Origin of the sequence: Enterobacter adelaidei, assembly GCF_041937165.1 — a bacterium.
GTDB classification, from domain to species: Bacteria; Pseudomonadota; Gammaproteobacteria; order Enterobacterales; family Enterobacteriaceae; genus Enterobacter; species Enterobacter adelaidei.
In genome coordinates, this window is sequence record NZ_CP154353.1 from 718,875 (window position 1) to 732,753 (window position 13,879).

Below are 13,879 nucleotides of genomic sequence, written 5' to 3' on the forward strand. Positions count from 1 at the left end.
AAACGCGACGCATGAAAGCAGCGGCAAAAACGCTAAAACCAAAACGTCAGGAAGAACAGGCCAACTTTGTCAGTTGGCGTTTTGCGTTGCTTTGCGGCTGCATTTTACTGGCACTGGGTTTCCTGCTGGGACGCGTGGCATGGTTACAAATCGTCGCGCCTGACATGCTGGTACGTCAGGGCGATATGCGCTCTCTGCGTGTCCAGGAGGTCTCGACTTCCCGCGGGATGATCACTGACCGCTCAGGCCGTCCGTTGGCGGTGAGTGTGCCGGTCAAAGCGATCTGGGCTGACCCGAAAGAGCTGCACGATGCCGGGGGGATCACCCTCGATAACCGCTGGAAAGCGCTCTCCGATGCTCTGAAAATGCCGCTGGATCAGCTCGCCTCCCGCGTCAACGCTAACCCGAAAGGGCGTTTTATCTATCTGGCGCGTCAGGTGAACCCTGACATGGCTGACTACATTCGCAAACTGAAGCTGCCGGGCATTCATCTTCGTGAGGAATCCCGCCGTTATTATCCTTCCGGCGAAGTAACTGCTCACCTCATTGGCTTCACTAACGTCGATAGCCAGGGGATTGAGGGCGTTGAAAAAAGTTTCGATAAGTGGCTCACCGGCCAACCGGGCGAGCGAATCGTGCGTAAAGACCGCTATGGTCGCGTGATCGAAGATATCTCGTCCACGGACAGCCAGGCGGCGCACAACCTGGCCCTGAGCATTGATGAGCGCTTGCAGGCGCTGGTCTACCGCGAGCTGAACAATGCTGTGGCTTTCAACAAAGCGGAGTCAGGTAGCGCCGTGCTGGTGGATGTCAGCACGGGCGAAGTGCTGGCGATGGCCAACAGTCCATCCTATAACCCGAACAACTTTACCGGCACCGCTAAAGACGCGATGCGTAACCGGGCGATCACCGACGTGTTCGAGCCGGGCTCGACGGTGAAACCGATGGTGGTGATGACGGCGCTGCAGCGCGGCATCGTCAATGAAAACACGGTTCTGAACACGATCCCTTACCGTATTAACGGCCACGAGATTAAAGACGTGGCACGCTACAGCGAATTAACCCTGACCGGGGTGTTACAGAAGTCGAGTAACGTCGGTGTTTCAAAGCTGGCGTTAGCGATGCCGTCCTCAGCGTTAGTAGAGACTTACTCACGTTTTGGACTGGGAAAGGCGACCAATTTGGGGTTGGTCGGAGAACGCAGTGGCTTATATCCTCAAAAACAACGGTGGTCTGACATAGAGAGGGCCACCTTCTCTTTCGGCTACGGGCTAATGGTAACCCCGTTACAGTTAGCGCGAGTCTACGCAACGATTGGCAGCTACGGCGTTTATCGTCCGCTGTCGATTACCAAAGTTGATCCACCGGTTCCTGGAGAGAGGATCTTCCCGGAATCTATCGTTCGTACCGTTGTACATATGATGGAAAGCGTGGCACTGCCTGGTGGCGGTGGCGTAAAAGCGGCGATCAAAGGCTATCGTATCGCCATAAAAACCGGTACGGCGAAAAAAGTGGGGCCAGACGGCCGCTATATCAACAAATACATTGCCTACACCGCAGGCGTTGCGCCTGCAAGCAATCCGCGTTTTGCGCTGGTGGTCGTCATTAACGATCCACAGGCGGGTAAATACTACGGCGGCGCCGTCTCCGCGCCTGTGTTCGGGGCCATCATGGGCGGCGTATTGCGCACCATGAATATTGAACCGGATGCGCTGGCGACGGGCGAAAAAAGTGAATTTGTAATTAATCAAGGCGAGGGTACAGGTGGCAGATCGTAATTTGCGCGACCTTCTCGCTCCGTGGGTGCCAAATGCACCGGAGCGAGCACTGCGAGAAATGGTACTGGACAGCCGCGTGGCTGCATCTGGCGATCTTTTTGTGGCGGTGGTCGGTCATCAGGCGGACGGGCGTCGTTATATCCCGCAGGCGATTGCGCAAGGTGTTGCTGCCATTATTGCTGAGGCCAAAGATGAAGCAACCGACGGTGAGATCCGTGAGATGCACGGGGTGCCGGTTATCTCTCTCAGCCAGTTAAATGAGCGTCTTTCCGCGCTGGCGGGGCGTTTCTACCACGAACCTTCCGACCAATTACGTCTGGTTGGCGTGACGGGAACAAACGGAAAAACCACTACCACACAACTCATGGCGCAATGGGCGCAACTGCTGGGTGAAACCGGTGCGGTGATGGGTACCGTAGGTAACGGCCTGCTGGGTAAAGTGAGCCCGACGGAAAATACCACCGGATCAGCGGTTGATGTACAGCATGTTCTTGCTGGTCTGGCAGAGCAGGGGGCAACCTTTGCTGCCATGGAAGTTTCTTCGCATGGACTGGTACAGCACCGTGTGGCGGCGTTGAAATTTGCAGCCTCTGTGTTCACTAACCTGAGCCGCGATCACCTCGATTATCATGGTGATATGGAGCGTTACGAAGCCGCAAAATGGCTGCTCTACTCCACGCATCATTGTGGTCAAGCCATCATCAACGCCGACGACGAAGTGGGGCGTCGCTGGCTGGCTAAGCTGCCGGATGCGGTTGCGGTGTCAATGGAAGACCATATTAACCCGAACTGCCATGGTCGCTGGCTGAAGGCGGTTGAGGTGAACTACCACGATAGCGGTGCCACCATCCGCTTTACCTCTTCATGGGGTGAAGGCGAAATTGAAAGCCGCCTGATGGGGGCGTTTAACGTCAGCAACCTGCTGCTGGCCCTGGCAACATTACTGGCGCTGAGCTATCCGATGGCTGAACTGCTGAAAACTGCCGAACGTCTGCAGCCGGTTTGTGGCCGCATGGAAGTGTTTAGCGCGCCAGGTAAACCGACCGTGGTTGTTGATTATGCCCACACGCCGGATGCGCTGGAAAAAGCGCTGGAAGCGGCGCGCCTGCACTGTGCCGGTAAACTCTGGTGCGTGTTTGGCTGCGGCGGCGATCGCGACAAAGGCAAACGTCCGTTGATGGGTGCCATTGCTGAGCAATTCGCGGATATTCCTGTCGTAACTGATGACAACCCGCGTACCGAAGAGCCGCGCGCCATTATCAACGATATTCTGGCAGGTATGCTGGACGCAGGTCGTGCGCGTGTTGTTGAAGGTCGTGCCGAAGCGGTAACGAACACCATCATGCAGGCGCAGGAAAATGACGTGGTGCTGCTGGCCGGTAAAGGCCATGAAGATTATCAGATTGTTGGCAATCGTCGTCTGGACTACTCGGACCGCGTAACGGCAGCACGTCTGCTGGGAGTGGTGGCATGATTAGCATCACGTTAAGTCAGGCTGCTGCGGTACTGCACGGCGAATTGCTGGGTCAGGATCTGACCATTGACGCCGTGACGACCGACACCCGCAAAGTCACTGCAGGTTGTCTGTTTGTGGCGCTAAAAGGTGAGCGTTTTGACGCGCATGATTTTGCACAGCAGGCCAAAGAAAATGGCGCTGGTGCGCTGCTGGTTAGCCGTAAACTGGCTGTCGATCTGCCGCAGATTGTGGTGAAGGATACGCGTCTCGCTTTTGGCGAGCTGGCGGCATGGGTGCGACAGCAAGTCCCTACTCGCGTCGTGGCCCTGACCGGGTCCTCTGGCAAAACGTCCGTGAAAGAAATGACCGCAGCCATTCTGAGTCAGTGCGGAAATACGCTTTATACCGCAGGTAACCTCAATAATGACGTCGGCGTGCCGATGACATTACTTCGCCTGACCAAAGAGCACGAATTTGCTGTTATCGAACTGGGGGCAAACCACCAGGGTGAAATTGCCTGGACCGTGAGTTTGACTCGCCCGGAAGCGGCGCTGGTGAATAACCTGGCGGCTGCGCATCTGGAAGGCTTTGGCTCGCTGGAAGGTGTGGCGAAAGCGAAAGGTGAGATCTATACCGGCCTGCCTGTTGACGGTATTGCGATTATGAACGCCGACAACAATGACTGGCTGAACTGGCAGAGCATTATTGGCTCGCGTAAAACCTGGCGCTTCTCGCCGAATGCGGCCAACAGTGATTTTACCGCAACCAATATTCATGTGACGTCGCATGGCACGGAATTCACGCTCACTACCCCAACCGGGGGCGTCGATGTTCTGCTGCCACTGCCGGGTCGCCATAATATCGCCAATGCACTTGCGGCGGCGGCATTGTCGACGGCGGTAGGTGCCTCGCATGAGGCGATTAAAACCGGGCTGGCACATTTAAAAGCTGTGCCGGGACGCTTGTTCCCGATCCAGCTTGCTGAAAACAAACTGTTGCTGGATGACTCCTACAACGCGAACGTCGGTTCGATGACGGCGGCGGTGCAGGTGCTGTCTGAGATGCCGGGCTACCGCATCATGGTAGTGGGTGATATGGCTGAGCTGGGCGACGAAAGCGAAGCCTGCCACACCCAGGTCGGTGAAGCGGCGAAAGCGGCGGGACTGGACTGCGTATTGAGCGCAGGAAAACTGAGCCAGGCGATTAGCCAGGCCAGCGGCGTTGGCGAGCATTTTGCCGATAAAGCTGCGTTGATTAAACGCCTCAACGCGTTGATTGCAGAAAAACAAATTGTGACAGTACTTGTGAAAGGTTCACGTAGTGCCGCCATGGAAGAGGTTGTGCACGCATTACAGGAGAACGGGACATGCTAGTTTGGCTGGCCGAGCATTTGGTCAAATATTACTCAGGCTTTAACGTCTTTTCCTATCTGACGTTTCGCGCCATTGTCAGCCTGCTGACTGCGCTGTTCATCTCGTTGTGGATGGGTCCGCGCATGATTGCCCGTCTGCAAAAACTCTCTTTTGGCCAGGTTGTGCGTAACGATGGTCCGGAGTCGCACTTCAGCAAACGTGGTACCCCTACCATGGGTGGGATCATGATCCTGACCGCCATCGTGGTGTCAGTATTGCTGTGGGCGTACCCGTCCAACCCATATGTCTGGTGTGTACTGACCGTCCTGGTTGGCTACGGCATTATTGGCTTTGTTGATGACTACCGCAAAGTGGTGCGTAAAGACACCAAGGGCCTGATCGCCCGCTGGAAGTACTTCTGGATGTCGGTGATTGCGCTGGGCGTAGCCTTTGCGCTGTACCTGGCTGGAAAAGACACACCGGCCACCGAGCTGGTCGTGCCGTTCTTTAAAGACGTGATGCCGCAACTTGGGTTGTTCTACATCCTGCTGGCGTATTTCGTCATTGTTGGCACCGGTAACGCCGTAAACCTGACCGATGGGCTGGATGGCCTGGCGATTATGCCAACCGTCTTTGTGGCCGCGGGGTTTGCCCTGGTAGCGTGGGCGACCGGTAACATGAACTTTGCGAACTATTTGCACATTCCTTATCTGCGACACGCGGGTGAGCTGGTGATCGTCTGTACGGCGATCGTCGGTGCGGGACTGGGCTTCCTGTGGTTCAACACCTACCCGGCGCAGGTCTTTATGGGGGATGTCGGTTCCCTGGCTTTGGGCGGTGCGCTCGGCATTATTGCCGTTCTGCTGCGTCAGGAGTTCCTGCTGGTGATCATGGGGGGTGTGTTTGTGGTTGAAACCCTGTCGGTGATTTTGCAGGTCGGTTCCTTCAAGCTGCGCGGTCAGCGTATCTTCCGTATGGCACCGATCCACCACCACTATGAACTGAAAGGCTGGCCAGAACCGCGCGTCATTGTGCGCTTCTGGATTATTTCGCTGATGCTGGTGCTGATTGGCCTGGCAACGCTGAAGGTACGTTAATCATGGCAGATTACCAGGGCAAAAAAGTCGTTATCATCGGGTTGGGCCTTACTGGCCTTTCCTGCGTGGACTTTTTCCTCGCGCGCGGCGTGACGCCACGCGTGATGGATACGCGTGTCTCACCGCCGGGTCTGGACAAGCTGCCGGAACAGGTTGAACGCCACCTTGGTGGTCTGAATGATGACTGGTTGCTGGCAGCCGATCTGATTGTCGCCAGCCCGGGTATGGCCCTGGCGCATCCGTCACTGAGCGCTGCTGCGGATGCGGGCGTTGAGATTGTCGGCGATATCGAACTGTTCTGCCGCGAAGCACAGGCACCGGTTATTGCCATTACCGGTTCTAACGGCAAAAGCACCGTAACCACTCTGGTGGGTGAGATGGCGAAAGCTGCAGGCATGAACGTAGGGGTAGGCGGTAATATCGGCCTGCCAGCGCTGATGCTGCTGGACAAAGGCTGTGAACTATATGTCCTCGAGCTTTCCAGCTTCCAGCTGGAAACGACCTCCAGCCTGCACGCTGCCGCTGCGACGATCCTTAACGTGACCGAAGATCATATGGACAGATATCCATTTGGTCTGCAGCAGTACCGTGCTGCCAAGCTGCGCGTGTATGAAAATGCCAAAGTCTGTGTGGTCAATGCGGATGACGCGCTGACCATGCCAGTGCGTGGGGCGGATGAACGCTGCATTAGCTTCGGTATTACCATGGGTGATTACCACCTGAACCGTCAGCAAGGGGAAACCTGGCTGCGGGTAAAAGGTGAGAAAGTGCTGAACGTCAAAGAGATGAAACTCTCCGGTCAGCATAACTATACCAATGCCCTGGCAGCACTGGCGCTGGCGGATGCAGTGGGTTTACCGCGCTCTTCCAGCCTGAAAGCGTTGACCACGTTTTCCGGTCTGGCGCATCGTTTCCAGCTGGCGCTGGAGCATAACGGCGTTCGCTGGATTAACGACTCCAAAGCTACCAATGTGGGCAGCACTGAGGCTGCGCTGAACGGCCTGCACGTTGACGGCACGCTGCATCTGCTGTTGGGCGGCGACGGTAAGTCAGCCGATTTCTCCTCCCTGAAGCAGTATCTTACTGGCGATAACATTCGTCTCTACTGCTTTGGTCGTGACGGCAGTGAACTGGCTGAACTGCGCCCTGAGGTCGCCGAGCAAACCGAAACCATGGAACAGGCTATGCGTCTGATTGCCCCACGTGTGAAGCCTGGCGATATGGTACTGCTCTCTCCGGCGTGCGCCAGTCTTGACCAATTCAAGAATTTCGAACAGCGTGGTGATGTCTTTACCCGCCTGGCGAAGGAGTTAGGCTGATGCGTTTATCTCTCCCTCGCCTGAGAATGCCGCGCCTGCCAGGATTTGGGATCCTGGTGTGGTTGTTTGCGGCACTGAAAGGCTGGGTGATGGGCTCTCGTCAAAAAGATAACGACAGCCTGATCATGTACGATCGCACGCTGTTCTGGCTCACGCTGGGGCTGGCAGCGGTCGGTTTTATTATGGTGACATCGGCCTCAATGCCTGTTGGACAGCGTCTGGCGAACGATCCTTTCCTGTTTGCCAAGCGTGATGGTCTGTACATCATCCTGGCATTCTGCCTGGCGTTGGTGACTTTACGTCTGCCGATGGAGTTCTGGCAGCGGCACAGTACGGCAATGCTGATTGCTTCAATCATCATGCTGCTGATCGTTCTGGTGGTGGGGAGCTCCGTAAACGGGGCATCGCGCTGGATTGCCTTTGGCCCGCTGCGTATTCAGCCTGCGGAATTTACCAAGCTCTCCCTGTTCTGCTACCTGGCTAACTACCTGGTGCGTAAGGTAGATGAAGTGCGTAACAACCTGCGCGGCTTCTTAAAACCGATGGGCGTGATTCTGGTGCTGGCGGTATTACTGCTGGCGCAGCCTGACCTCGGTACCGTTGTCGTGCTGTTCGTTACCACCCTGGCGATGCTGTTCCTGGCGGGCGCGAAGCTGTGGCAGTTCATCGCTATCATCGGGATGGGGATTTCGGCGGTTGTGCTGCTGATCCTCGCCGAGCCTTATCGTATCCGCCGTGTGACATCCTTCTGGAATCCGTGGGAAGACCCGTTCGGCAGCGGTTATCAGCTGACTCAGTCGTTGATGGCCTTTGGACGTGGTGAGGTCTGGGGGCAAGGCCTGGGCAATTCCGTTCAAAAGCTGGAGTATTTACCGGAAGCGCATACTGACTTCATCTTCTCCATTATTGCGGAAGAACTGGGTTATATCGGTGTGGTATTAGCGCTATTAATGGTATTCTTCGTCGCTTTCCGCGCCATGTCTATTGGCCGAAAAGCGCTGGAAATCGATCACCGTTTCTCAGGTTTCTTAGCCTGCTCAATTGGTATCTGGTTTAGTTTCCAGGCATTGGTTAACGTCGGGGCCGCAGCAGGTATGCTGCCGACCAAAGGCCTGACGTTGCCGTTGATCAGTTATGGTGGTTCGAGTCTGTTGATCATGTCGACAGCCATCATGTTTTTGTTACGCATAGATTATGAGACGCGTCTGGAGAAAGCCCAGGCGTTTACACGAGGTTCACGATGAATCAACCGAAGCGGTTAATGGTGATGGCAGGCGGTACCGGGGGGCATGTGTTCCCGGGGCTGGCGGTTGCGCACCATTTAATGGATCAGGGCTGGCAGGTTCGCTGGCTTGGAACCGCAGACCGCATGGAAGCCGATCTGGTGCCGAAGCACGGGATCGAGATCGACTTTATTCGTATTTCTGGCCTGCGTGGCAAAGGTATCAAGGCGCTACTCCTGGCGCCGGTGCGGATTTTTAACGCCTGGCGTCAGGCGCGTACCATCATGAAGCGCTTTAAGCCGGATGTGGTACTGGGCATGGGCGGTTATGTGTCTGGTCCTGGCGGGCTGGCTGCATGGTCGTTAGGTATCCCTGTCGTATTGCATGAGCAGAACGGAATTGCCGGCCTGACTAACAAATGGCTGGCGAAAATTGCCACCAAAGTCATGCAGGCGTTTCCCGGCGCGTTCCCGAAAGCGGACGTCGTGGGTAACCCGGTTCGTGTGGATGTGCTGGCACTGCCGCTGCCGGATGCTCGCCTGACGGGCCGTGAAGGGCCGGTTCGTGTGCTGGTCGTCGGCGGTTCTCAGGGCGCGCGCATCTTAAACCAGACGATGCCGCAGGTTGCTGCAAAGCTGGGGGATGCCGTTACCATCTGGCACCAGAGCGGAAAAGGTGCTCAGCAGACCGTTGAGCAGGCTTACGCCGAGGCGGGGCAGTCGCAGCATAACGTTACAGAGTTTATTGATGACATGGCAGCAGCATACGCCTGGGCCGATGTCGTCGTTTGTCGCTCAGGCGCGCTGACGGTGAGTGAGATCGCCGCCGCCGGTTTACCTGCCCTGTTTGTGCCGTTCCAGCACAAAGACAGACAGCAGTACTGGAATGCGCTGCCGCTTGAGAAAGCGGGTGCCGCAAAAATATTTGAGCAGCCACAATTTACCGCCGATGCGGTCGCCACCACCCTGGCGGGCTGGAACAGAGACGTATTACTGGAGATGGCAGAACGCGCGCGTGCGACCGCCATCCCTGATGCGACGGAACGGGTGGCAAAAGAAGTGAGCCTGGCTGCCCAGGCTTAACCCTCGCAGCGCGTGTTGCGCTGCACGAATTTTTAAGTAGTCGATGGCGTTTAGAGAATGAATACACAACAACTGGCAAAACTGCGTTCAATCGTGCCCGAGATGCGTCGCGTCCGGCACATTCACTTTGTTGGCATCGGTGGTGCTGGCATGGGCGGTATTGCCGAAGTGTTAGCTAACGAAGGTTATCAGATCAGCGGGTCTGACCTCGCGCCAAACCCTGTTACGCAGCAACTGGCGTCGCTTGGGGCGACTATCTATTTCAACCATCGCCCGGAAAACGTGCGCGATGCGAGCGTGGTGGTGGTATCGAGCGCCATCTCCTCTGACAACCCGGAAATTGTTGCCGCCCATGAAGCGCGAATTCCGGTGATCCGCCGTGCAGAAATGCTGGCGGAACTGATGCGTTTCCGCCACGGTATCGCCATTGCCGGTACCCACGGTAAAACCACGACCACGGCGATGGTCTCCAGTATTTATGCGGAAGCGGGTCTCGACCCGACGTTCGTCAATGGTGGTCTGGTCAAAGCCGCAGGCGTACATGCGCGTCTGGGACACAGTCGTTATTTGATTGCGGAAGCAGATGAGAGCGACGCGTCGTTCCTGCACCTGCAGCCGATGGTGGCGATTGTCACTAACATCGAAGCTGACCATATGGATACCTACCAGGGTGACTTCGAGAACTTAAAACAGACTTTCATCAACTTCCTGCATAACCTGCCGTTCTATGGACGCGCGGTGATGTGCGTAGACGATCCCGTGATCCGCGAGCTGCTGCCGCGTGTCGGGCGTCAAATCACCACCTATGGCTTCAGTGAAGATGCTGATGTCCGTGTGGAAGAGTACAAACAGATTGGTGCGCAGGGGCATTTCACCCTCGCGCGTCAGGACAAAGAACTGTTGCACGTGACGCTGAATGCGCCAGGCCGTCATAACGCCCTGAATGCGGCAGCGGCAGTTGCTGTTGCAACGGAAGAAGGTATTGATGACGAGGCGATTCTGCGGGCGCTGGAGAGCTTCCAGGGGACTGGCCGTCGTTTCGACTTCCTCGGTGAATTCCCGCTGGACGCCGTGAATGGTAAAGCCGGTACCGCGATGCTGGTGGACGACTACGGCCACCATCCGACCGAAGTGGACGCGACCATCAAAGCCGCGCGCGCTGGCTGGCCTGACAAGAATCTGGTCATGATCTTCCAGCCGCACCGCTTCACGCGTACCCGCGATCTGTATGACGACTTCGCCAGCGTGCTTTCACAGGTCGATACCCTGTTAATGCTGGATGTTTATTCTGCAGGCGAAACCGCGATTCCAGGTGCTGACAGCCGTTCATTATGTCGCACCATTCGTGGCCGCGGGAAAGTGGACCCTATTCTGGTTTCTGACCCGGCGCAGGTGGCAGAAATTCTGGCACCGGTACTGACAGGTAACGATTTAATTCTGATTCAGGGTGCCGGAAATATCGGCAAAATCGCCCGTACCTTAGCCGAAATCAAACTGAAGCCGCAAACCCAGGAGGATGAGCATCATGGCTGATAAGATTGCTGTCCTGTCTGGTGGTACCTCCGCAGAGCGCGAGGTTTCCCTGAATTCCGGTGCGGCGGTGCTGGCGGGTCTGCGTGAAGGGGGCGTCAATGCCCATCCGGTCGATCCGAAAGAAACGGATGTGACGCAACTGAAAGCGATGGGTTTCGATAAGGTCTTTATCGCGCTGCACGGTCGTGGTGGCGAAGACGGTACCCTGCAAGGGTTGCTGGATTTAATCGGCATGCCGTACACCGGCAGCGGCGTGATGGCTTCCGCGATCTCTATGGATAAACTGCGCAGCAAATTGCTGTGGCAGGGGGCAGGCTTGCCTGTCGCGCCATGGGTTGCACTGACGCGTCGCGAATTTGAATTGGGCCTGTCGGATAGCGTTAATACACGCATTGCTGAACTGGGCTTACCGGTTATTGTTAAGCCGAGTCGGGAAGGTTCAAGTGTTGGGATGTCCAAAGTTGATAAAGCTGAAGATTTATCAGCCGCTTTAGAACTGGCATTTCAACATGATGAAGAAGTTCTGATTGAGAAATGGCTCAGCGGACCGGAATTTACCGTTGCGATGCTTGGCGAAGAAATTTTACCGTCAATTCGTATCCAACCCGCTGGAGTCTTCTATGATTATGAGGCGAAGTATCTCTCTGATGAGACGCAATATTTCTGCCCAAGTGGTCTTGAAGCAGAACGTGAAGCAGATTTACAGTCCTTGGTGCTTAAAGCCTGGAATGTTCTAGGATGCCGCAGCTGGGGACGCATTGATGTCATGCTCGACAGTGATGGCCAATTTTACCTGCTGGAAGCCAATACTTCGCCAGGCATGACCAGCCACAGCCTTGTGCCGATGGCTGCACGTCAGGCGGGAATGAGTTTCTCGCAGTTAGTCGTACGTATTCTGGACCAGGCGGGCTGATATGTCTCAGGCTGCATTGAACACACGCAACCGCGATGACGAAGAAGAATACACTTCTTCACGCCGGAGTAATGGAACGCGTCTTGCAGGGATTATTTTCCTGCTCGGGGTGCTGTGCACCGTGTTTATCAGCGGCTGGATGGTCCTGGGCTGGATGGAAGACGCACAACGGTTACCGCTTTCTAAGCTGGTGGTCACCGGTGAACGTCACTACACGCGAAACGATGATATTCGCCAGTCAATTCTGGCGCTGGGATCGCCTGGCACCTTTATGACTCAGGACGTCAATATTATCCAGAGCCAGATTGAACGTCTGCCGTGGATAAAACAGGCGAGTGTAAGAAAGCAATGGCCTGATGAATTGAAGATTCATCTGGTTGAATATGTGCCCATTGCGCGTTGGAATGATCAGCACATGGTTGACGTAGACGGAAATTCCTTCAGCGTCCCGACCGATCGTGTCAACAAGCAAAATCTACCGATGTTGTATGGCCCTGAAGGTAGCGAAAATGAAGTGTTACAGGGTTTTCGCGAAATGGGACAGGTGCTGGCGAAAGACAGGTTCACGTTAAAAGATGCTGCCATGACGGCACGCCGTTCCTGGCAGTTGACGTTAACGAACGGCATAAAGCTTAACCTGGGTCGCGGCGACACAATGAAGCGTCTGGCGCGTTTTGTAGAACTTTACCCGGTTTTACAGCAGCAGGCACAGACTGACGGCAAACGGATAAGCTACGTTGATTTGCGCTATGACTCAGGCGCAGCAGTCGGTTGGGTACCGGCTCCGGTCGAGGAACCTAATCAGCAACAGAATCAGGCACAGGTACAGGCAGAACAACAATGATCAAGGCGACGGACAGAAAACTGGTAGTTGGACTGGAGATTGGCACCGCGAAGGTTGCCGCTTTAGTAGGGGAAGTTCTGCCCGACGGTATGGTCAATATCATTGGCGTGGGCAGTTGCCCGTCCCGTGGTATGGATAAAGGTGGGGTAAACGATCTTGAATCGGTGGTGAAATGCGTACAGCGCGCTATCGATCAGGCTGAATTGATGGCAGATTGCCAGATTTCTTCTGTCTATCTGGCCCTTTCTGGTAAGCATATTAGCTGCCAGAACGAAATCGGTATGGTACCGATTTCTGAAGAAGAAGTAACACAGGAAGACGTTGAAAACGTTGTGCATACGGCGAAATCCGTGCGTGTCCGCGATGAGCATCGCGTACTGCATGTGATCCCGCAGGAATATGCCATCGACTACCAGGAGGGTATCAAGAACCCGGTAGGTCTTTCTGGCGTGCGTATGCAGGCAAAAGTGCACCTGATCACATGTCACAACGATATGGCGAAGAACATTGTAAAAGCTGTTGAACGTTGTGGCCTGAAAGTTGACCAACTTATTTTCGCCGGTCTGGCGGCAAGTTATTCCGTGCTGACCGAAGATGAACGTGAACTGGGCGTCTGTGTGGTCGATATTGGTGGTGGTACAATGGACATGGCCGTATATACCGGCGGTGCTCTGCGCCACACCAAAGTGATCCCTTACGCAGGGAATGTCGTGACCAGCGATATTGCTTACGCTTTTGGTACGCCACCGAGCGATGCAGAAGCGATTAAAGTGCGCCATGGTTGTGCGCTAGGGTCTATCGTTGGGAAAGATGAGAGCGTTGAAGTGCCAAGCGTAGGTGGTCGTCCACCGCGCAGTCTGCAACGCCAGACGCTGGCAGAGGTGATCGAGCCGCGCTATACCGAGCTGCTCAATCTCGTCAACGAAGAGATTTTACAGTTACAGGAACAGCTTCGTCAGCAGGGTGTTAAGCATCATCTCGCGGCGGGGATTGTATTAACCGGCGGTGCAGCGCAAATTGAAGGTCTTGCAGCCTGTGCTCAGCGCGTGTTCCATACGCAGGTGCGTATTGGTGCGCCACTGAATATCACCGGTTTAACGGATTATGCTCAGGAGCCTTATTATTCAACGGCTGTGGGCCTGCTTCACTACGGGAAAGAATCTCATCTCAGTGGAGAAGCAGAAGTGGAAAAACGCGTCTCAGTGGGGTCGTGGGTCAAACGACTGAACAACTGGTTGCGAAAAGAGTTTTAATTTTTTTAAGAGACCGGAGAGAATTAGCG

11 protein-coding genes are annotated in these 13,879 nt (G+C 55.3%); all 11 read left to right on the top strand.

Going from position 1 to position 13,879, the window contains the following annotated elements:
* The first annotated feature begins 11 nt into the window (after window positions 1–11).
* The 11 genes from AAHF05_RS03555 to ftsA are packed head-to-tail and all read left to right on the top strand — an operon-like array spanning window position 12 to window position 13,850.
* Window positions 12–1,778 carry a peptidoglycan glycosyltransferase FtsI gene (locus tag AAHF05_RS03555; RefSeq protein ID WP_028016678.1) on the top strand — a complete coding sequence of 589 codons (1,767 nt, stop codon included), beginning with the start codon at window positions 12–14 and terminating at the stop codon, window positions 1,776–1,778.
* The gene (gene murE / locus AAHF05_RS03560; protein WP_129323933.1) at window positions 1,765–3,252 is read left to right on the top strand and encodes a UDP-N-acetylmuramoyl-L-alanyl-D-glutamate--2,6-diaminopimelate ligase; all 1,488 of its coding nucleotides are present in this window, start codon (window positions 1,765–1,767) and stop codon (window positions 3,250–3,252) included. The genes AAHF05_RS03555 and murE overlap by 14 nt, the downstream gene beginning before the upstream one ends.
* Window positions 3,249–4,607 carry a UDP-N-acetylmuramoyl-tripeptide--D-alanyl-D-alanine ligase gene (gene murF, locus AAHF05_RS03565; RefSeq protein ID WP_332615624.1) on the top strand — a complete coding sequence of 453 codons (1,359 nt, stop codon included), beginning with the start codon at window positions 3,249–3,251 and terminating at the stop codon, window positions 4,605–4,607. Before murE ends, murF begins: the two co-directional genes overlap by 4 nt.
* Window positions 4,601–5,683 carry a phospho-N-acetylmuramoyl-pentapeptide-transferase gene (gene mraY, locus AAHF05_RS03570; protein ID WP_008501985.1) on the top strand — a complete coding sequence of 361 codons (1,083 nt, stop codon included), beginning with the start codon at window positions 4,601–4,603 and terminating at the stop codon, window positions 5,681–5,683. The genes murF and mraY overlap by 7 nt, the downstream gene beginning before the upstream one ends.
* Window positions 5,684–5,685: 2 nt before the next feature.
* Complete coding sequence (gene murD, locus AAHF05_RS03575; protein ID WP_128348250.1) at window positions 5,686–7,002, top strand: UDP-N-acetylmuramoyl-L-alanine--D-glutamate ligase; 1,317 nt, start codon at window positions 5,686–5,688, stop codon at window positions 7,000–7,002.
* Window positions 7,002–8,246, top strand: coding sequence for a cell division protein FtsW (gene ftsW / locus AAHF05_RS03580; protein WP_028016683.1), 1,245 nt, complete (start codon window positions 7,002–7,004; stop codon window positions 8,244–8,246). The genes murD and ftsW overlap by 1 nt, the downstream gene beginning before the upstream one ends.
* On the top strand, window positions 8,243–9,307 hold the full coding sequence (gene murG / locus AAHF05_RS03585) for an undecaprenyldiphospho-muramoylpentapeptide beta-N-acetylglucosaminyltransferase (protein WP_049005271.1): 1,065 nt from the start codon (window positions 8,243–8,245) through the stop codon (window positions 9,305–9,307). Before ftsW ends, murG begins: the two co-directional genes overlap by 4 nt.
* A 57-nt stretch (window positions 9,308–9,364) precedes the next feature.
* Window positions 9,365–10,840 (top strand): UDP-N-acetylmuramate--L-alanine ligase, encoded by a 1,476-nt coding sequence (gene murC, locus AAHF05_RS03590; RefSeq protein WP_028016685.1) that lies wholly within the window; start codon window positions 9,365–9,367, stop codon window positions 10,838–10,840.
* Window positions 10,833–11,753 (top strand): D-alanine--D-alanine ligase, encoded by a 921-nt coding sequence (locus AAHF05_RS03595; protein WP_129323931.1) that lies wholly within the window; start codon window positions 10,833–10,835, stop codon window positions 11,751–11,753. Before murC ends, AAHF05_RS03595 begins: the two co-directional genes overlap by 8 nt.
* A 1-nt stretch (window position 11,754) precedes the next feature.
* Window positions 11,755–12,597, top strand: coding sequence for a cell division protein FtsQ (gene ftsQ, locus AAHF05_RS03600; RefSeq protein ID WP_008501979.1), 843 nt, complete (start codon window positions 11,755–11,757; stop codon window positions 12,595–12,597).
* Window positions 12,594–13,850: a cell division protein FtsA gene (ftsA, locus tag AAHF05_RS03605; RefSeq protein WP_006173845.1), complete on the top strand. Its 1,257-nt coding sequence runs from the start codon at window positions 12,594–12,596 to the stop codon at window positions 13,848–13,850. Before ftsQ ends, ftsA begins: the two co-directional genes overlap by 4 nt.
* The last annotated feature ends 29 nt before the right edge of the window (window positions 13,851–13,879 follow it).